The following is a 19,437-nucleotide window of genomic DNA, read 5'->3' on the forward strand; positions in this document are numbered from 1 at the left end:
TCGCCAGCCTTGGACGCACGCGTAAGATCGTCCGGGGACCGAAGCCTGCAAAGATTCTGCGCAGCATAGGATCGAATCCAGATGTGATTGCAGAGGAGCCCACCACGGCCGGCTTGATCGCGACCCTGTCCGCGCTCGATCTCAGCGGCAGTTGCGTTGGTGTCCAACTCTATCCCGGAGGCGAGGATTTGCTGACGGAAGTTCTTAAAGGGGCGGGTGCCAAGGCCGATCCTATCCTGTGCTACCGCTATGCATCGGATGAAGAAGACGAGTGCGTTTCCCGTCTTATCGATGATCTTGTTACAGGCGACATCGAACTGATCGCTTTCACCAGCACTGCACAGGTACGTCGGTTGCAGGACGTCGCAAGACAGTTTGGTAAAACATCGGAACTCGATGCGGCCATGCAACGGGCCCTGATTGCCGCCGTCGGTCCCGTCACTGCGCAGGCTGTCGAGGAAGCAGGCTGGCCCGTTGCGGCGATACCGCAGGATAGCTTCCATCTCAAGCCAATGGTCTTTGCCCTGAGCAAGAGATTGGCAGGCAGCGTTCGCCCTATGCCTGATTGATGTTCTCGCCGGAAGTCCAAACGCCTCTCCTATCAGATCGAACGCACTGCTGATCCATGCAAATCGATCCAGATTTGTGCGGTTGAATGAAGATTGCGGATGTCTTTGTGCGAACGGTCACGGTGATCGTTTTACGATCATAAAGCTGATCACATGTTAGCCACCGTGCTTAAATTATCTCCTTGAGTAAAAATCGGGCACTCGATAATTTTTAAAAACAACGCGGGTCATGACAACGAAGTCAAAAGACCACGCTCGACCGTCTGGTCAAGGAAGATCAGACCGTTTTGCCTCTTATCTGGCACTACTCCGACAACGACGTCGCATGAATGGCTTGGATGCTGCGCACGCAGCACGTGGTCACTTCAGGCGGCGGTTTTGTGCTTGCGTTTCAGTGTCGAGAATTAGACGCCTCGAACCTTTACCTTCTCAGGGAGACTGGGATGCCCAATAAGCTGGTCGTCATCGGCAACGGAATGGCCGCCGGTCGTGTGCTGGAGGAGCTGTTTGAACGCGCTCCGGAAGCCTACGAGGTCACTATTCTTGGTGCCGAGCCGCGCGTGAACTACAACCGCATCATGCTCTCGCCCGTGTTGTCGGGTGAGAAAGCTTACGAAGACATCCTGATTCACGACGATACGTGGTACGAAACCAACGGCATCACTCTGCATCTCGGCAAGCAGGTCGTGCAGATCGATCGCAGTGTAAAGCGCGTTACCGCTGCGGACGGAACGACAGTAGATTACGACAAACTTCTGGTCGCGACCGGCTCCGTGCCGTTCGTGGTTCCGATTCCGGGCGCGAGCCTTCCAGGCGTGGTCACGTACCGCGATCTCGACGACGTCAATGCCATGCTCGCGGCGGCTCAAAGCGGCGGAAAGGCTGTTATCATTGGCGGCGGTTTGCTCGGCCTTGAAGCTGCGGCGGGCCTGCAGGCACAAGGCATGGACGTCACTGTGCTCCACCTCATGCCAACTCTGATGGAGCGGCAACTCGATCCATCGGCAAGCTATCTTCTGCAGCGTGCGATGGAAGAACGGGGCATTTCAGTCCGCTGCAAGGCCAATACTCACGCCATTCTCGGGGAGACCCACGTCACCGGCGTCAGGCTCGATGACGGCACAGAGCTTGACGCCGACATCGTGGTGATGGCCGTCGGCATCCGACCGAACGCGGCTCTCGCCAAAGAGGCAGGCTTGCAGACGAACCGTGGCGTCCTCGTCGGTGACGACATGCGCACGAGCGATCCCGATGTGTTCGCCGTAGGCGAATGCGTCGAGCATCGCGGCGCCTGCTATGGCCTTGTGGCGCCGCTCTACGAGATGGCCAAGGTGATCGCAGCTCAACTCGCAGGAGACGGGCAAGCCGTATACACGGGGTCAGTGACCGCGACGAAGCTGAAGGTGACAGGCATCGATCTCTTCTCGGCCGGTGACTTCAGCGAGGCCGAAGACCGGCAGGATATCGTTCTGCGCGATGTCGCCCGCGGTATCTACAAGCGTATCGTTCTCAAGGATGACCGTATCGTCGGCGCGGTTCTCTACGGCGAAACTGCGGATGGCTCCTGGCTCTTCGATCTTCTGCGCAAGGAAACAGATGTGTCGGAGTTGCGCGACACGTTGATCTTCGGCCAGTCCTATGTCGGAGGCGCCTCGGTTGATCCGGCTGCGGCGGTTGCCGCCTTGCCGGACGACGCGGAGATCTGCGGCTGCAACGGCGTATGCAAGGGCAAGATCGTTCAGACGATCAACGACAAAGGCCTGTCCAATCTGGCCGATGTCCGGGCGCACACCAAAGCCTCCGCTTCCTGCGGAACCTGTACGGGATTGGTCGAGCAGGTGATGGCGCTGACACTCGGAGACAAGTTCTCCCGCGCCGCCACGGAGCCGATGTGCAGCTGCACCGATCTCGGCCATGACGAGGTGCGCCACCTCATTCGCGCAGCGGGGTTGAAGTCGATCCCGGCTGTCATGCAGGAGCTGGATTGGAAGAGTTCCTGCGGCTGTGCCAAGTGTCGCCCGGCCTTGAACTATTACCTTCTATGCGATTGGCCGGAAGAGTACGAGGATGACAGTCGCTCCCGCTACATCAACGAGCGCGTTCACGCCAATATCCAGAAGGACGGCACCTATTCGGTCGTGCCGCGCATGTGGGGCGGCGTGACAAATCCGCGGGAGCTCCGCGCCATCGCCGATGTTGCCGAGAAATACAATATTCCGTCGGTCAAGGTCACGGGCGGTCAGCGCATCGACCTGCTCGGCGTGCGCAAGGAGGACCTGCCCGCGGTCTGGGCCGATCTCAATGACGCCGGCATGGTTTCGGGACATGCTTACGCCAAGGGTCTGCGCACGGTGAAAACCTGCGTCGGAACGGAGTGGTGCCGCTTTGGCACTCAGGATTCGACAGGTCTCGGCGTCAAGATCGAGAAGTTCATGTGGGGCTCCTGGACGCCCGCCAAGGTCAAGATGGGCGTCTCAGGTTGTCCGCGAAATTGCGCGGAAGCGACCTGCAAGGACGTGGGCGTGATCTGCGTGGATTCGGGATTCGAGATTCACTTCGCAGGTGCGGCCGGCCTGCACATCAAGGGCACGCAACTGCTCTGCAAGGTCGCAGAAGAAGGCGAGTGCATCGAGGTGATTGCAGCCCTGACCCAGCTCTACCGTGAGCAGGGCCATTATCTCGAGCGCATGTATAAATGGGCAGATCGGATCGGCGTGGAGGCGATCCGTGCGATCATCGTCGATGACCGCGAGAAGCGCCACGCGCTCTTCGGACGCTTCGAGTTCTCGCAGCGCAAGGCGCAGATCGATCCGTGGGCCGAGCGTGTTGCCGGGCACGATGCCCATGAATTCAACCCCATGGCCAATTTCACACTGGCGGAGGCAGCGGAATGAGTGACTGGATCGATGTGGGCGCAATCGACGATGTGCCGGTTCAAGGATCTCGCGTCGTTCAGGCGCCGGGCGGAGACATCGCGGTCTTCAAGGCGGCGGACGGCACTCTCTTCGCGCTTCGAGACCGTTGCCCGCACAAGGGCGGTCCCCTGTCTCAAGGCATGGTGCATGGCCATTCGGTGACCTGCCCATTGCACAACTGGGTGATCAGCCTGGAAACCGGTGAGGCGCAGGGAGCGGATCACGGCTGCGCCCACAAGATTCCGGCGCGCATCGAGGGCGCGCGTATCCTGCTCGCAGCCTCCGCCCTCATGACGCGCGCAGCCTAGCAGAAGCGGATTGCCTGAATCGCGAGCCTTGTGTCCGCAGGCGAATACGGGCGGGAACTTGGGCCCGTGTCCATCGGAGGAAAACACGCCCCACGCGAAGAGTGGGCCTGACGAAACGCCAAAAAGCCCAGATGAAACCAACATCGCAGCCATTCACAAGACTTCGGCTGCCTGCACTCAGGAAAGGAACTTCGATGGCTTACCTTGCACCTGCCGAGTTCGTCACCAAGATGGTCGACGCCGGCGAAGCTAAGATCTTCATGTCGACGCGAGACACGATCATCCGTGCCTACATGGCCGGCGCGATCCTGGCGCTGGCCGCAGCCTTCGCGGTCACCATCACCGTCCAGACCGGCCAGCCACTCGCAGGCGCCATCTTGTTCCCGGTGGGCTTCTGCATGCTCTACCTGATGGGCTTCGATCTGCTCACAGGCGTCTTCATGCTCACTCCTCTTGCGCTGATCGATAAGCGTACGGGCGTGACGATGAGCGGGATCATGCGTAACTGGGGCCTTGTCTTCGTCGGGAATTTCGCGGGTGCCTTCACGGTGGCAGTGATGATGGCAATCATCTTCACGTTCGGCTTCTCTCAAGCACCTGATGCGGTCGGCATGAAAATCGGTGTTATCGGTGAAGGCCGAACCGTAGGATATGCGTCCCATGGCGCAGCAGGCATGCTCACGCTCTTCATTCGCGGGGTGCTGTGCAATTGGATGGTTGCGATGGGCGTCGTCGGAGCGATGATCTCGACTTCCGTGTCCGGAAAGGTGATCGCCATGTGGATGCCGATCATGCTGTTCTTCTTCATGGGTTTCGAGCATTCCATCGTGAACATGTTTCTCTTCCCGTCAGGCCTTATGCTCGGCGGCAAGTTTTCGATCATGGATTATCTGATCTGGAACGAGATCCCAACCGTGATCGGAAATCTTGTCGGCGGCATCGCCTTTGTCGGGTTGACCCTCTACTCGACCCATATGCGCACTGGCGCCAAGCGCAAAGCCAATCTTGGAGTACGCATGGCCGCATTCCCGGCCGAGTGATCCAACACAGATGGAAGTCCCGCTCTTGAGCGGGGCTCCCGCTATCGAGGCCTCCATGACGCGCAGACTGACGGTCTCAATCGGGCAGCATTCCGAAAAGGGACTTAAGGATACCAATCAGGATTTTCACGGTGCTCTGATTCCGGACGGTCCAACGCTCGCCCTTAAGGGCATTGCCGTTGCAATTGCCGACGGCATCAGCTCGAGTTCCGTTAGCCGCATTGCTGCGGAATCGGCGATCAAAAGCTTTCTCACGGATTATTATTGCACCTCTGACGCCTGGTCCGTCAAAACGGCGGCGCAACGGGTCATCAGCGCGACGAATTCATGGCTCCATGCAGAAACGCGGCGGAGCCTGCAGGCCAGCGACATGGACAGGGGTTATGTCTGCACTTTCACGGCCATGGTCCTGAAATCGCGCCTCGCGCATATCTTTCATATTGGCGATTGCCGTGTGAGCCGATTGTCTGGCCGTTCTCTTGAGCCGTTGACGGACGATCACCGCGTCATGGTTTGGTCCCAACAGAGTTATCTCTCGCGTGCGCTTGGGGTGAAGCCGAGTATCGAAATCGACTATCGCGCTGTCCCCTTGCGCGCGGGCGAGGTCTTTGTTCTTTCAAGTGATGGCGTGCACGAGCATGTCAGCGAAACAGCGATTTCGGCCGTTATCCGGGCCAATGCTGAGGATCTCGACCTTGCGGCTCGCACGATCGTGGAAGAGGCGTTGCAGGCGGGCAGCCAGGACAATCTGACGGTTCAGGTTGTGCGGATCGATGATGTGCCCGATCCGGAAGCTGGCGAGATCATGGCTGGCGCCACGGAGCTTACTCCGCCGCCGATACCGGAGCCGGGCGGCCTGCTGGACGGCTACAAAATCCTGCGAGAGCTTCACTCCAGCAGCCGCAGTCATGTCTTTCTCGCGCTTGATGTCCAGACCGATACAAATGTTGTGCTCAAGGTGCCGTCCATCGATCTTCGTGCCGATGCCAACCATCTGAAACGCTTCATGATGGAGGAATGGATCGCTCGACGGTTGAACAGCCCTCATGTTCTCAAAGCTCATCCACAATCCCGCAAGCGCAATCATCTCTATAGTGTTACGGAGTATATCGAAGGCCAAACGTTGGCCCAATGGATGATAGATCATCCGAACCCGAACCTGGAGAGCGTCCGCGATATCGTTGAGCAGATCGCCAAGGGCCTGCGTGCATTTCATCGCCTTGAGATGCTGCATCAGGACCTGCGGCCACAAAACATCATGATCGATCACTCAGGTACGGTGAAGCTCATCGACTTCGGCTCTACGCATGTTGCCGGCGTCATCGAGGCTGTGCCGGAGGCGACGCGTGACGAGATCCTCGGCACGATTCAATATGCGGCTCCAGAGTATTTTCTGGGAGAGGAGGGCACCTGGCGTTCCGACCTCTTCTCGCTCGGCGTGCTTGCCTACCAGATGCTGACCGGGCGGCTTCCTTATGGCGCCGCAGTGCCGAAGACACGCAGCCGAGCGCAGCAAAACCGGTTGCGGTACATCCCGGCATCCGAGTTCAGCCCGCAGGTGCCCGATTGGATGGATCAAGCATTGCGCAAGGCTGTGCAGCCAAATCTTTTAAAGCGATACGAGGCGATCTCAGAGTTCACCTACGATCTGCGCCATCCCAACCCAGGCCTCCTGAAAGGAGTTCGCCCGCCGTTGGCTCAGCGCAATCCCATTGTATTCTGGAAGTGCGTCTCGGGCATTCTCGCCTTGGCCATCATTCTTTTGCTGTGGCGCTTGTCTCTCACCGGATGAGGAACGCCGGCTTCCCAGGAAGGCGATTCCAACACGCGGTAGAAAAAGCAACGCTCAGGATCTGATGTATCCAGGGTACTTCGCCTTGATCTCGTCGACGTGAGACAAGGTGCCGGAGAGATGGTCGCGAAGATGCTGCTGGGCTTCTTCCGGCTTGCCGTCCGCAATGGCCTGCACAATCAGCTTGTGGTGCTTCACGATGTCCTGCGCCTTGCCAGGCGTGGGCAGATGAAGCCGGCGGAGGCGGTCGATGTGCCCACTGCGGCTGCGCACGAGTGCCCAGAGCTCCTGCATCTGCGCCGCTTCGTAGAGATGCTGATGAAAGTCCCTGTCGGCCATGGCARAGGCTTCGAAATCCTCGGCATCCATCAAGGCCTGTTGCTGCGCGATGAAGCCTTGAAGCCGGGCGATCAGGCGCGGTTCGGGAGAGAGTGCGAGTGTGCGCACGATCTCGAGTTCTAAGGAGCGCCGCAGGAAGTGGGCCTGATGGGCAAGCGCGAGATCGATGGGGCTCACCACTGTCGCGTGCTGGGGGAAGATTTCAACCAGGCCGTCGTCCTGGAGCCGCAGGAGAGCATCTCTGATCGGGGTGGAGCTGAGACCGAATTCCTGCTGAAGCGTAAGACGGTTGAGAACTGTTCCGGGCACCAAGGCAAGAGACATGATCATGTCTCTTAGGTGCTCATAGACTTGAGGAGCGGCATGGCGCGAACGGTCCCGAATTCGCGGTGCCGTCATAGGCAAGACATCCATCCTCTCCTCCTTTGGTCAGTTCACTTGCAGGGGCAGCCTTACAGCAACATCCCTTGCAAGAAAAGCGATTGACACACTAATGCATTAGCGCTTTAGTGTCCAACCGTTGACGCTGGGGTATCCAGCAGCAAGCCCACGCAGATGGGCATCAGAACCACCGATAGAACCATAGGAGGAAGCGCATGAAGGCGCTGAAACTGCTGTCCGCCGCTGTGCTGAGCGTCGCGATCTACTCCCCGTCCTACGCTGCCGGTTATCCGGAAAAGCCAATCACGGTCGTGGTGCCGTTCCCGGCAGGCGGAGCCTCCGACACGACCGCGCGCGTCACGACTCAGAAGATGCAGGAAGGTCTTGGCCAACCGATCGTGGTCGAGAACAAGCCGGGCGCCAACGGCTCTCTCGGCGCCGGACAGATCGCACAGGCAAAGCCGGACGGCTATACGCTGATGGTCGGTTCGATTGGCGTCTATGCCATCAACCCGGTCCTCTATAAGAGCCTCCCCTATGACCCGACCAAGAATTTCGATCTGCTCACGGTCGCAGTTCGCACTCCGAATGCGCTTGTTGCCAATCCCAACTTCCCGGCGAACAACGTTCAGGAGTTGGTTGCTTATTTAAAGAAGAACCCTGAGAAGGTCACGTTCGCTTCCTCCGGCGCAGGCTCGTCCGATCACCTCACGGCGGCCTTGTTCTGGCAGAAGACCGGCACGAGTGGCGTCCACGTGCCGTACAAGGGCGGCGCTCCCGCCATCACCGACCTGATCGGCGGCCATGCCGATGTGTCGTTCCAAAATCTCGGCGCCGTCTCCAACCACATCAAAGCCGGCAAGCTGAAGCTTCTCGCCATCACGAGCGACAAGCGCAATGCCACCTTCCCCGATGCGCCGACCATGAAGGAAGCCGGCGTCGACGGTGTCGAGGTCTATTCCTGGCAGGCCGTTGCCGCACCGAAGGGGCTGCCGGCAGATGTGAAGGCCAAGCTCGAGCAGTCGCTGGCAAGCGCCCTGAATTCCCCGGATGTAAAGGGCAAGTTCAACGATATCGGTTTCGAGGTTGTCGCCAACACGAGCGGCCAGTTCTCGGAGTTTCTGAATCAGGAAATCAGCCGCTGGAAGAACGTCGTCGAGACGGGAAAGATCACGGCCGATCAATAAACGAAACGGGTGGGGCAGCCCATGGGACTGCCCCATTCCTATATTTTGCATCGTCGTGAGCGCCGCCGTTACCGTCATTCATGCGCGGATCATTGCGCCGCCAAGGCGGCGCCAATATTCATCTCGTCTGCTGGGAGGACGCTCGTGAAAACACACGTGCTCCAGAAGAAAGATTTTTGGGCTGGTGTTCTCTACATCGCCTTTGGCGCGGCGGCCTTCTGGATCGGCCGCGACTATCCCATGGGTACGGCAGGGCGCATGGGGGCCGGTTATTTCCCCACCGTCCTCAGCGCCATCCTCATGGCGATTGGGCTGATTTCCGCAGGACGTGCTTTCGCTCAAGAGGGCGAGGCCGTCGGCACCATCGCCTGGAAGTCCCTGGCACTGGTCGTCGGTTCGACCGCACTATTCGGATTGCTGCTTCCTGCCGCGGGACTTGTGATCGCCCTGATCGTTCTCATCCTGGTAAGCGCCGTCGCAAGCCAGCATTTCCGCTTCGATCTCAAGGCTGCTGCCGGCCTAATCCTTCTCGTCGCTTTCTGCACGCTCGTCTTCGTGAAGGCCCTCGGCGTTCCGATGCCTCTCCTTGGCTCATGGTTCGGTGGATAGGAGCTTAAGCGATGGAAACACTCTCGAATCTGTGGCTTGGCCTGGAAACCGCCCTGTCCTTCTGGAACCTCACCTATTGCATGATCGGCGTGCTCCTCGGCACTGCGATCGGCGTGTTGCCGGGCCTCGGGCCAACCGCGACCATCGCGATGCTGCTGCCCGTCACCTTCGGGTTGCCACCGGTATCGGCGTTGATCATGCTGGCCGGCATCTACTACGGCGCACAATATGGCGGCTCGACCACAGCCATCTTGGTCAACCTGCCGGGTGAATCGTCGAGCGTCGTCACGGCTTTGGATGGCTATCAGATGGCCCGTCAGGGCAAAGCGGGGAAGGCACTGGCAACAGCTGCCATCGGCTCCTTCTTTGCCGGTACGGTCGCGACGGTGCTTCTCGCAATCTTCGCGCCTCCCCTGGCTGACCTTGCCTTGAAATTCGGCCCCGCGGAATACTTCTCCCTGATGGTTCTCGGCCTGGTCGCTTCGGTGGTGCTGGCGCATGGCTCGCTGCTCCACGCTTTCGGCATGATCATCCTCGGCCTCCTATTGGGCCTGATCGGCACCGACGTGAATTCCGGGACGACCCGCTACACTTTCGACTTTCCTCAGATTGCCGATGGGATCGGTTTCGTCGTCGTGGCCATGGGCGTGTTCGGCCTCGGGGAAATCATCGTCAATCTCGAGAATGAGACGACTCGCACGACCATGGTGAAAGCCGTGACGGGCCTCATGCCGACACGGGAGGACCTGAAACGGATTGCGGCGCCTGTCCTGCGCGGAACGGTGCTGGGCTCGATGCTCGGCATTTTGCCGGGTGGCGGTGCGATGCTGGCATCCTTCGCGGCCTATACCTTAGAGAAGAAGGTCTCCAAACATCCAGAGCAGTTTGGCAAAGGTGCTATCGAAGGTGTTGCAGGTCCGGAATCTGCCAACAATGCCGGCGCGCAGACCTCGTTCATCCCGATGCTCACGCTCGGCATTCCATCGAACCCCGTGATGGCGCTCATGATCGGCGCCATGATCATGCAGGGCATCCAGCCGGGGCCTTCGGTCATGACGGAACAGCCGGTACTGTTTTGGGGGCTTATCGTCTCCATGTGGATCGGCAACCTGTTCCTGCTCGTCCTCAATCTGCCGCTGATCGGATTGTGGGTTCGGATGATTTCGGTGCCATATCACTTCCTCTACCCGGCCATCCTCGTCTTCTGTGCCATTGGGGTGTTCAGCCTCAACAACGCGACCTTCGATGTCTATCTGATGGCGATCTTCGGCCTTCTCGGATATATCTTCCGCAAGCTCGATTGCGAGCCGGCACCGATGCTTCTCGGCTTCATTCTTGGACCGATGATGGAGGAGCATCTTCGGCGGGCCATGCTGATCTCCAAGGGCGACGCTATGGTTTTTCTGAGCCGCCCGATCAGCGCAAGCATGCTCGTCCTGGCCTTCATCCTGCTCGTCACCGTTCTGGCTCCGGCTATACGCCAGAAGCGCGAAGAGGCATTCCAGGAAGAGGGCTGAGGCCTTCCCCATTCTTTCATCAATTCCCGACACCACAGGTTCGACGCTAGTGCCATGACGAACAGAAACAAAAAGCCGGAAGACCTTCGAAGCGCCCGATGGTTCGCACCGGACGATCTGCGCGGATTCGGCCATCGCTCGCGCATCATGCAGATGGGCTACGCGCCTGAGGATTGGGTGGGCCGTCCCGCCATCGCCATCATCAATACATGGTCCGACATCAATCCGTGCCATGCGCATTTCAAGCAGCGTGTGGAGGATGTGAAGCGTGGCGTCTTTCAAGCCGGCGGATTTCCGATCGAGCTGCCCGCGATCTCCCTGTCGGAGAACTTCGTCAAGCCGACAACCATGCTCTACCGCAACATGTTGGCCATGGACACGGAAGAGCTCATTCGCTCCCATCCCATCGACGGCGTGATCCTCATGGGCGGATGCGACAAGACAACGCCTGGCCTGCTGCTCGGTGCCACAAGCGCAAATCTGCCGACCGTTTACATTCCCGCCGGGCCCATGCTGCGCGGCAACTGGAAGGGCAAAACTCTCGGCTCAGGCTCGGATGCCTGGAAGTACTGGGATGAGCGCCGGGCGGGGAATATCACCAAGGAAGATTGGGTCGAGGTGGAAGGCGGCATTGCCCGTAGTCACGGACACTGCATGACCATGGGCACGGCCAGCACCATGACGGCCATCGCCGAATCCATCGGCATGACGCTTCCGGGCGCTTCCTCGATCCCCGCGGCGGACGTCAATCATATCCGTATGTGCGCTGAGGCCGGCCGCCGTATTGTCGAGATGGTGTGGGAGGATCTGACGCCCGACAAGATCCAGACGCGTCCCGCTTTCGAGAATGCCATTGCGGTTGCCATGGCCATGGGCTGTTCCACCAATGCCGTGATCCATCTCATCGCTATGGCACGGCGGGCCGGCCACGATATCGGCCTCGATGATTTCGAGATCGCCAGCCGCAAGGTTCCCGTCATCGCCAATGTGCGCCCGAGCGGGGCGGCATATCTGATGGAGGATTTCTATTTCGCGGGCGGGCTCCCGGCGCTCATGACGCGCATCCGCGATCAGCTGCATCTCGATTGCCTCACGGTGAGCGGTAAGACCCTCGGAGAGAACATCGCCCGTGCGGAAGTCTATAACGATGATGTCATCCGCACCGTGGACAACGCAATTTATGAGGAAGGCGCGCTTGCCGTGCTCAAGGGCAACCTCGCCCCGGATGGCTGCGTGATGAAGCCTAGCGCTTGCGAGCCGCGCCTGCGCCGGCACTCGGGCCCGGCGCTCGTGTTCGACGATTATCCCTCCATGAAGGCCGCCATCGACGACGAAGATCTCGATGTGACCGCCGATCATATCCTTGTCTTGCGCAATGCGGGCCCACAGGGTGGGCCCGGAATGCCGGAATGGGGCATGTTGCCGATCCCGAAGAAGCTTGTGAAGCAGGGTGTGCGCGACATGCTGCGCCTGTCAGATGCCCGCATGAGCGGCACGAGCTATGGCGCATGCATCCTTCACGTTTCTCCGGAGGCGCATGTAGGTGGGCCACTCGCTCTCGTGCGCACGGGCGACATCATTAGCGTCGATATCCCGGCCCGCCGCATCACCCTCGAAGTTGGTGACGAGGAACTTGAAATGAGGCGCGCGCTATTGCCTGAGCCCAAGCCTCGCTTCGGGCGCGGCTACGGCTGGATGTTCACCAAGCATATTCGCCAGGCCCATGAAGGCTGCGACTTCGACTTCCTCGAAACGAGTCACGGTGCGCCTGTGGCCGAGCCCGATATTTTCTAATTCCAGGAGACACATCCATGACCGGACTGAAGCCCGAGACCCGCGAGAAGTTCAAGAAAGTCGCGACGCCGACGCTCATGACGGCGCTCTATAAGCGTGGACTGCGCAATCAATGGATCCAGGATGTCCACCGCATCAATCGCGACGCAGGACCGATGGTTGGCGAAGCGTTCACTTTGCGCTATATGCCGGCGCGCGAGGACCTGAACCAGCTCAGCGTTTTCCGTGATCGCGAGCACCCGCAACGCAAGGCCGTCGAGATCTGCCCACCGGGCGCGGTTCTCGTCATGGATAGCCGCAAGAATCCGCGTGCGGCATCCGCCGGCTCCATCCTGATCTCCCGCCTGATGGTGCGTGGCGTCGCCGGCGTCGTGACCGATGGCGGCTTCCGCGACACGCCTGAAATCGAGGGTCTCGGCATTCCGGCCTATCACAACCGTCCCTCTGCCCCCACCAACCTGACGCTCCATCAGGCTATCGACATCAATGTGCCGATCGGCTGCGGCGATGCGCCCGTCTTTCCGGGTGACGTGATCGTGGGCGATGCGGAAGGCGTGGTCGTGATTCCGGCTCATCTGGCGGATGAGATCGCGGACGAGACCATAGAGATGACCGCGTTCGAAGACTTCGTGACGGAAGAAGTTTTGAAAGGGCGTTCGATCCTCGGCCTCTATCCCGCGACGGATGAGCAGACTAACATCGACTTTGCAGCTTGGCGCAGAGCGAATGGGCGCTGATCGCACGAACGTAGGCATGGCGAGAAACACTATCGCTGGTGAGAGGGTATAAGCACGATGAAAGCGAACCGGATCAAGTCACTTTGGGCGGACAAGAAGCCGGTGCTGAACGGCTGGCTGTCGATCCCCAATGCATTCACCGCCGAGATCATGGCGGAGCAGGGATACGATTCCATCACCATCGATCTCCAGCATGGTCTTATCGACTTCCAGGTCGCAGTCGGCATGTTGCAGGCCATGCGCGCCAGTGAAGTCGCGCCGCTTGTCCGCGTTCCATGGCTTGATCCCGCCGCCATCATGAAGGCGCTCGATGCCGGCGCACATGGCGTCATCTGCCCCATGATCAATACGGGAGCAGAGGCAGCCGAGCTTGTGTCGTACATGCGTTATCCGCCGGCAGGAACCCGCAGCTTCGGTCCGACCCGAGCCGTTTTCTCAGGCGGTCCGAATTATGGCGCAGAGGCAGATAATAATCTTCTCTGCTTCGCCATGATTGAAACCGCCGAAGGATTTCAGAATCTCAAGGAGATCGTTTCGACCCCCGGCTTGGACGRCGTCTATATCGGCCCATCCGATCTGACCCTGGGACTGACGGGGCGGAAATTCCCGTTCGGCTTCGACCGGGAGGAGCCGGAGATGGTGAGCGCGATCCGCACGATTCTCGACGAGGCTCACCAAGCCGGCATCCGTGCGGCGCTTCATTGCGGCGCACCAGCTTATGCCGCGAAGGCGATCGGCTGGGGTTTCGATCTGGTGACCCTTCCCAACGACGTCCGTCTCCTCGCCGCCGCATCCGGCGCCAGCGTGGCTGAAACCCGCAAACTCATCGCAGGCGGCACTGGGCCAACGACTTAGCTCACTTGTGACGTTGCTAGGCAGTGAATGATCGTTCGTTAGACGGATCGTGGATTGTTGATGCGATAGACTACATGGCGAACCAGGGGGTGGCCCTGGGGGAACAGAAAATGGTCGAAATCATCGGCGGGGTTTTGCGTCATGCCGATCTTGTCCATGACTCGCCTTGAGGCTTCATTGGCGAAGGTCGTGTATGCCACGACCTCGGGAACGTCCAGACGCTCGAATGCATCGTCTATCGCCGCTCGTGCCGCTTCCGGTGCATAGCCCCGGCCCCAGAATCGCTTGTCGATGCGCCACCCGATTTCGATCGCCGGCGCGAAGTGCAGTTGCGGTCTCGTCGGCCAGCATCCGACAAAACCGATGAACGACGCCTCGCCCGGAACCTCGATGGCCCAGGGGCCAATTCCCGCGCTCTGCGTGAAATCCGTCAATCTCTGAACGAGCTCATCGCTTTCCTCCGGTGTCGGACATTTCGGAAAGTAGCGTGCGACGTCTGGGTCGGTGTTGATCGCGCGGAACGCTTCGGTGTCGCCGTCACGCCAGCGGCGCAGAACGAGGCGCTCGGTTCGGAGGCTGTCGGGCTGGGGCGTCATGGTCGATCCTTCGTTCATTTGGATTGGAGGTGGGGAGCTCCGCTGCCTCAACGGAGTTCAGGCGGCCGTCGTCTTTTTTGCATCACCTGGTTCAGCGAAGGGGTTCTCCACGAGAGGCCAGAGGGGCCGCGTCACGTGCTTGAAAGGCAGTTTCCGCACGTCGCGCTCCAAGGCTCCCTCCGCGTCGAGGTAAAGCACCTCCTTGGCGATGGGCGCGAAGGCCGCATAAAAGTGCTGTGTCGACTTCAGCAGGACGATCTTCTTTGCGAGAACGTCGATGCCGAGCTGGGTGAAAACGTTCGGGCCATAGACCTGTGTCCGGACGGTGTTGAGCACGATGTCGATTCCACCCTCGGCCTCGACGCGAACCGCTTGGCCCACATGCGCGCGCAGCCCATCCAGTCCCGTCTGCCAGAGATCGGGATTGCAGGCTCGGACGGTAACGCGCAAATCGATGGGATCGCCGGACATGGGACCGCATTTGCCCCCGAAGCGGAGATCAAGCACCGTTCCCGGGCCGGCATCCATACAGATCCTGGCTGCACCGATATCCCAATAACAGCCGGCGGCCACGTTAGTGATTCCGCGTTCAAGGATACGTCGTAGGACGAAGGTGCTGTCGCTGGGCGCGCCGCCGCCCGCATTGTCGGCGGCATCGGCGAGCACGTAGGGCCCGCCCGCGCCGGCCAGCGCTTGATCGAGCGCGTCGTCGACACTGCAATACTCTTCCCCGATGCGATTGCGCATGTCCCAGACCGCCCGGCCCATTTCCTGCGCAAGGTTTCGAGCGAGGATCGGGTTGCCGTCCGTGATTACCAGAGTCTTTGCACCGACCCGGGCCGTATCACCGTAAGGAAATCCATGCGCGAAGGAGACGGAAAGCACGCCCGGCCGCCGCTCCATCTCAAACATGTGCTGAACGAGTTGCCGGACAGGCGGCAGGCTGGTGCGCCAGAAACCCAGCATCCTGCAATCATGGAGCGCCATGGTGGGGCGGAGGAAACCACGCCTCGTGTCCCGGCAGATACGGTAAAGCTCCTTGGCCCGCTCAGCCACATCCGTATGCGGATATTCCTTGAACAGGACGATCGCATCGGCGGCCGAGAGCAGCCGCTCCGACATGTGGCAATGCAGATCGATCTCGGCTCCGATCACCGCCTCGGGCCCTGCCGCCTCCCGAACACGCTCCAGGATATCGCTTTCGCAATCATCATAGCCGTCCGCCATCATGGCCCCATGGAGAAACAGCAGAACGAGGTCGACCGGCCCGGCAGCCTTCAGGTCGCGCAGGATCTCGCCGCGCAGCTCCTCATAGACCCTCCGGACCGTGCGCCCGCCCGGCTGAGCAAAGGCGATCAGGCTTTGGATGATTTCGTGACCCTCGGCTTCTGCGAGGGCGTGCCATGTTTTGTTGGCGATGTTGATGAAGGTTTCGGGCGCGCTTCGCACATCTCCGAGAAAGAGCGCCGTCTCCTCAAAGGCTCGCAACCCCGTGGGAAGAGGCGAGAAGGAGTTGGTTTCAGTTCCCAAAGTCGCAACGAAGATTTTCATTGTATGCCGTCCTCGCCACCGCAATTCCCAATTTGACATTAATTTTCCGTCTGGCAACTTTTTTCTTGTTAGAGAATAAATTTGGTGCCAGCATGATCGTGAAAGGAATTCATGAGTGTCAGAGCAAAGGCCTAAGCTGAATGAAATCCTGCGCTCCCTTCGCCGCCAGCGCGGCTGGACGCTGCAACAGGTGAGCGAGCGGTCGGGGCTGCCCGTTTCCACCCTGTCCAAGGTTGAGAATGATCAGCTGACCTTGAGCTACGACAAGCTGATGACCCTTGCCGATGGCCTCGAGGTCGATGTGGCCGAGCTGTTCTCCCAGCCTGCGCGCGAGGCAGCGCCGTTCGCGCCGACCGGGCGGCGAAGCCTGACGATGCCGGGCGAAGGCCGGGCTTTTGAAAGCGACAATTACGTCGACCATTATCTCTGCGCCGATCTGCGCTCGAAGCTGATGACGCCTGCAATCTCCCGCATCAAGGCGCGCAGCATCGAGGAGTTTGGCCCCCTTGTCCGCCATCAAAGCGAGGAATTCGTCTACGTGGTCTCGGGCACGGTGGAGGTTCATAGCGAATTCTATGAACCGTTCCTGATGCCTCAGGGAGCATCGGTCTATCTCGATAGCACGATGGGCCACGCATACATCTCGGTTGGAGACGAGGATGCGTGGGTTCTTGTCGTGGTCTGCAATACACATCCCGGCGTGCCTGAAGGGCGCCCCGCATCCGCAGCATCTTCTCTTGAGGAGATACCTTCGTGAACTCCCTATCTCCTGCCTCCCCAACCGCAGCGCCGCTGAGCGAAGCCGAGGAATGGGAACTGCGCTGCGATCTGGCGGCGACGTTCCGTATCTTTGCCCGCAATAGCTGGAACGAGCAGATCGGGAATCATCACAGCATGATGATTCCCGGAACCGACGGCCAGTTCCTCATCAACCCGCGCGGCATGCTCTATCGGGAAATTCGCGCGAGCGACCTGATTGTCTGCGATCTGGCGGGCAACAAGGTGCGCGGCAAGGGTGAGGTGCGGCGCATTGCATTCAACATTCATGCGGAAATTCACAAGCTGCATCCGCAGGCTGCCTGCGTGCTGCATGTCCATCCGCCCTACCTCACGGCCTTTTCCCTGATCAAGGGCGGACGTTTCGCCCTGGCGCATCAGAACAACCTCTTCCTGAACGGCCGCATTGCCTATGACGACGGTCATCATGGCATCCATTTCGGCTCGGAAGAGGGGCAACGCATCGCCGAGGCTCTCGGAAGCAAGAGCATTCTCATCATGTCCGGGCACGGCGTCACGATCGTCGGCCCCCGGATCAGCGATGCGTTCGACGAACTCTATATGGCCGAGCGGACCTGCATGTATCAGATGCTCGCCATGCAGACGGGGCAGCCGCTTCTGCAACAGGCCGACGATATGCAGCTGAACTGGCCTGGCGCCTTTGGCGATTATCTCGACTCGCGGCTTCATCTCGATGCCTGGCGCCGCGTGCTCGACCGCGAAGAACCCGACTACGCAAGCTGAAGACCCAGGGCGCATCGCGCGGACTGCTCCGAACAGCAAGAGACCCAACCCGACCGAGAAAGAGCCGGGCCGTCAAAGGACTAAGCTAAAGTCAAACAATATCAGAGGGACGACATGAGCAAGCGATTGGATTTCGGCTTTTCTCGGCGGGCGATCATCGCCGCCACATTGGGGATCGGGCTCGGCATCTCAGGGCCTGGCCTGGCCGCGGAGGAATCGACCCTCAAGGCGGTTATGTTCACCGACCTTGCAATCACCGACCCCACCTTCACGGCATCGACCATCACGAGCAATTTCGGCTTCATGGTCTACGACACGCTCTTCGCCCTCGACAGCAAGGGCGATCCCAAGCCGCAGATGGTCGACAAATATGAGAAGAGCGCCGACGGTCTCACCTGGACCTTCACCTTGCGCGACGGTCTCAAATGGCATGACGGATCTCCCGTGACCGCCGAGGACGCGGTCGCCTCGATCAAGCGCTGGGCCAAGGTCGACTCGCTGGGCAAGGCCCTCATGGGCGTGGCGGCCAGCTTCGAACCGGTCGATCAGAAGACGTTCAAGCTTGTTTTGAACAAGCCGTTCCCTCTAGTCCTCGAGGCTTTCGCCAAGACCTCGGCTTATACGCCCTTCATCTATCAGAAAGCCTTTGCCGAGACCGCGCCTTCGCAGGCTAAGGGGAAGGTCGTCGGATCCGGTCCTTTCATATTCGTCGATGAAGAATGGAGGCCGGGCAACAAGGTCGTGTTCCGCAAGAACCCGAATTATGTGCCACGCTCCGACCCGCAGGACGGTCTCGCCGGTGCCAAGGTTCCGAAGGTCGACAAGGTCGAATGGATCACGATCTCCGATCCGAACACGGCTATCGCGGCCCTTCAGAATGGGGAGATCCATTACCTCGACAACCCGTTGATGGACCTCGTTCCGATGCTCGAGAAGGAGTCCGATCTGACGGTGCTTCGGATCGATCCGCTCGGGCAAAGCGGCATGATCCGCCCCAACCATATGCAGAAACCCTTCAATGATCCCAAGGCTCGCCTTGGTCTGGCGAAGCTGGTCGATCAGGCGATGCTTGGCGCGGCAGGGGGTGTTCCGCAGAACTACTTTACCGCGTGCTATTCCTTCCTCGGTTGCGGCACCCCTCTCTCGACGGAACGCGGCGCCGAGGCCTTCAAGAAGCAGAACGTGGCGGAAGCCAAGGAGCTCTTCGCGAGCGCCGGGTACAAGGGCGAGAAGATTGTCGTGTTGCAGCCCACCGATGTTCCGGTTCTGAGCAATCCCACAGAAGCATTGGTCCAGGCGCTTCGTTCGGCCGGGCTCAATGTCGAAGCGCAAGCTATGGATTGGGGCACCCTGACGTCCCGCCGCACCAACAAGGGGCCCGCCGAAGAGGGAGGTTGGAGCCTTTTCCTCACGACCGGCTTCACAAGCGGGTTCGGCTCGCCGCTGACCCATACCTATCTGCAATCCTCCTGTGAGGTGGGAACGGCAGCGGGATGGCCCTGCAATAAGGAGCTGCAGGACCTCATCGATCAGTTCCAGGCGGCAGCCACGCGTGATGAACAGAAGCGTCTGGCCGATAAGCTGAACGAGGTTGCCTATAAGGTCCTGCCTTATGTGCCTTACGGCCAGATGCCTGTCCTTGCTGCGTATCGCAATGAACTCAAGGGTGTTCAGGCGTCAGGGATCGGTGTGTTCTACGGAATCTCCATCGCCAAAGAGTAAGGCT

17 protein-coding genes are annotated in these 19,437 nt (G+C 59.8%); 14 read left to right on the plus strand and 3 right to left on the minus strand.

The window, feature by feature from the left end; translation table 11 throughout:
- From ACXJKO_RS07525 to ACXJKO_RS07545, 5 genes are all read left to right on the plus strand, one after another.
- Positions 1-569: uroporphyrinogen-III synthase (locus ACXJKO_RS07525; protein WP_457090465.1), on the plus strand; the 569-nt coding region annotated here is incomplete at its 5' end.
- 443 nt (positions 570-1,012) lie between these two features.
- Positions 1,013-3,463: a nitrite reductase large subunit NirB gene (nirB, locus tag ACXJKO_RS07530; RefSeq protein ID WP_457090466.1), complete on the plus strand. Its 2,451-nt coding sequence runs from the start codon at positions 1,013-1,015 to the stop codon at positions 3,461-3,463.
- On the plus strand, positions 3,460-3,792 hold the full coding sequence (nirD, locus tag ACXJKO_RS07535) for a nitrite reductase small subunit NirD (RefSeq protein ID WP_457090467.1): 333 nt from the start codon (positions 3,460-3,462) through the stop codon (positions 3,790-3,792). Before nirB ends, nirD begins: the two co-directional genes overlap by 4 nt.
- A gap of 194 nt (positions 3,793-3,986) precedes the next feature.
- The gene (locus tag ACXJKO_RS07540) at positions 3,987-4,832 is read left to right on the plus strand and encodes a formate/nitrite transporter family protein (protein ID WP_457090468.1); all 846 of its coding nucleotides are present in this window, start codon (positions 3,987-3,989) and stop codon (positions 4,830-4,832) included.
- Between the two features lie 55 nt (positions 4,833-4,887).
- Complete coding sequence (locus ACXJKO_RS07545; RefSeq protein ID WP_457090469.1) at positions 4,888-6,624, plus strand: protein kinase domain-containing protein; 1,737 nt, start codon at positions 4,888-4,890, stop codon at positions 6,622-6,624.
- 54 nt (positions 6,625-6,678) lie between these two features.
- Here ACXJKO_RS07545 and ACXJKO_RS07550 read toward each other — a convergent pair whose 3' ends face one another.
- Complete coding sequence (locus tag ACXJKO_RS07550; protein ID WP_457090470.1) at positions 6,679-7,377, minus strand: GntR family transcriptional regulator; 699 nt, start codon at positions 7,375-7,377, stop codon at positions 6,679-6,681.
- Positions 7,378-7,559: 182 nt separating this feature from the next.
- Between ACXJKO_RS07550 and ACXJKO_RS07555 the strand changes: the two genes are divergently transcribed.
- The 6 genes from ACXJKO_RS07555 to ACXJKO_RS07580 all read left to right on the plus strand — a co-directional run bounded on the left by ACXJKO_RS07555 (position 7,560) and on the right by ACXJKO_RS07580 (position 14,043).
- Entirely contained in the window at positions 7,560-8,531 is a 972-nt protein-coding gene (locus tag ACXJKO_RS07555; protein ID WP_457090471.1) for a Bug family tripartite tricarboxylate transporter substrate binding protein, read from the plus strand.
- A 144-nt stretch (positions 8,532-8,675) separates the two neighbouring features.
- Positions 8,676-9,140, plus strand: coding sequence for a tripartite tricarboxylate transporter TctB family protein (locus tag ACXJKO_RS07560; protein WP_457090472.1), 465 nt, complete (start codon positions 8,676-8,678; stop codon positions 9,138-9,140).
- 11 nt (positions 9,141-9,151) lie between these two features.
- Positions 9,152-10,657 carry a tripartite tricarboxylate transporter permease gene (locus tag ACXJKO_RS07565; protein WP_457090473.1) on the plus strand — a complete coding sequence of 502 codons (1,506 nt, stop codon included), beginning with the start codon at positions 9,152-9,154 and terminating at the stop codon, positions 10,655-10,657.
- A 54-nt stretch (positions 10,658-10,711) separates the two neighbouring features.
- On the plus strand, positions 10,712-12,451 hold the full coding sequence (araD, locus tag ACXJKO_RS07570; protein ID WP_457090474.1) for an L-arabinonate dehydratase: 1,740 nt from the start codon (positions 10,712-10,714) through the stop codon (positions 12,449-12,451).
- Positions 12,452-12,468: 17 nt separating this feature from the next.
- Positions 12,469-13,188, plus strand: coding sequence for a ribonuclease activity regulator RraA (locus ACXJKO_RS07575; protein ID WP_457090475.1), 720 nt, complete (start codon positions 12,469-12,471; stop codon positions 13,186-13,188).
- 57 nt (positions 13,189-13,245) lie between these two features.
- Positions 13,246-14,043 (plus strand): HpcH/HpaI aldolase family protein, encoded by a 798-nt coding sequence (locus ACXJKO_RS07580; RefSeq protein WP_457090476.1) that lies wholly within the window; start codon positions 13,246-13,248, stop codon positions 14,041-14,043.
- A gap of 38 nt (positions 14,044-14,081) precedes the next feature.
- On the opposite strand, the gene ACXJKO_RS07585 is transcribed toward ACXJKO_RS07580, so the two are convergent.
- Positions 14,082-14,639 (minus strand): GNAT family N-acetyltransferase, encoded by a 558-nt coding sequence (locus ACXJKO_RS07585; protein ID WP_457090477.1) that lies wholly within the window; start codon positions 14,637-14,639, stop codon positions 14,082-14,084.
- Positions 14,640-14,696: 57 nt separating this feature from the next.
- Positions 14,697-16,190 (minus strand): M81 family metallopeptidase, encoded by a 1,494-nt coding sequence (locus tag ACXJKO_RS07590; protein WP_457090478.1) that lies wholly within the window; start codon positions 16,188-16,190, stop codon positions 14,697-14,699.
- 115 nt (positions 16,191-16,305) lie between these two features.
- On the opposite strand from ACXJKO_RS07590, the gene ACXJKO_RS07595 reads away from it, so the two are divergent.
- The 3 genes from ACXJKO_RS07595 to ACXJKO_RS07605 all read left to right on the plus strand — a co-directional run bounded on the left by ACXJKO_RS07595 (position 16,306) and on the right by ACXJKO_RS07605 (position 19,433).
- On the plus strand, positions 16,306-16,947 hold the full coding sequence (locus ACXJKO_RS07595; protein ID WP_457090479.1) for a helix-turn-helix domain-containing protein: 642 nt from the start codon (positions 16,306-16,308) through the stop codon (positions 16,945-16,947).
- A complete protein-coding gene (locus ACXJKO_RS07600) occupies positions 16,944-17,711 on the plus strand; it encodes a class II aldolase/adducin family protein (protein ID WP_457090480.1) in 768 nt (255 codons plus the stop codon). The genes ACXJKO_RS07595 and ACXJKO_RS07600 overlap by 4 nt, the downstream gene beginning before the upstream one ends.
- Positions 17,712-17,825: 114 nt before the next feature.
- Positions 17,826-19,433 carry an ABC transporter substrate-binding protein gene (locus ACXJKO_RS07605; protein WP_457090481.1) on the plus strand — a complete coding sequence of 536 codons (1,608 nt, stop codon included), beginning with the start codon at positions 17,826-17,828 and terminating at the stop codon, positions 19,431-19,433.
- Positions 19,434-19,437: the final 4 nt, after the last annotated feature.

Source organism: Microvirga sp. P5_D2 (assembly GCF_054049475.1).

Excerpts from the sequence above, each read along its gene's own strand:
- ACXJKO_RS07540 (WP_457090468.1), top strand. The coding sequence starts at position 3,987 with ATGGCTTACCTTGCACCTGCCGAGTTCGTCACCAAGATGGTCGACGCC.
- ACXJKO_RS07585 (WP_457090477.1), bottom strand. The coding sequence starts at position 14,639 with ATGACGCCCCAGCCCGACAGCCTCCGAACCGAGCGCCTCGTTCTGCGC.
- ACXJKO_RS07565 (WP_457090473.1), top strand. The coding sequence starts at position 9,152 with ATGGAAACACTCTCGAATCTGTGGCTTGGCCTGGAAACCGCCCTGTCC.
- ACXJKO_RS07545 (WP_457090469.1), top strand. The coding sequence starts at position 4,888 with ATGACGCGCAGACTGACGGTCTCAATCGGGCAGCATTCCGAAAAGGGA.
- ACXJKO_RS07605 (WP_457090481.1), top strand. The coding sequence starts at position 17,826 with ATGAGCAAGCGATTGGATTTCGGCTTTTCTCGGCGGGCGATCATCGCC.
- araD (WP_457090474.1), top strand. The coding sequence starts at position 10,712 with ATGACGAACAGAAACAAAAAGCCGGAAGACCTTCGAAGCGCCCGATGG.
- nirB (WP_457090466.1), top strand. The coding sequence starts at position 1,013 with ATGCCCAATAAGCTGGTCGTCATCGGCAACGGAATGGCCGCCGGTCGT.
- ACXJKO_RS07555 (WP_457090471.1), top strand. The coding sequence starts at position 7,560 with ATGAAGGCGCTGAAACTGCTGTCCGCCGCTGTGCTGAGCGTCGCGATC.
- nirD (WP_457090467.1), top strand. The coding sequence starts at position 3,460 with ATGAGTGACTGGATCGATGTGGGCGCAATCGACGATGTGCCGGTTCAA.
- ACXJKO_RS07575 (WP_457090475.1), top strand. The coding sequence starts at position 12,469 with ATGACCGGACTGAAGCCCGAGACCCGCGAGAAGTTCAAGAAAGTCGCG.
- ACXJKO_RS07590 (WP_457090478.1), bottom strand. The coding sequence starts at position 16,190 with ATGAAAATCTTCGTTGCGACTTTGGGAACTGAAACCAACTCCTTCTCG.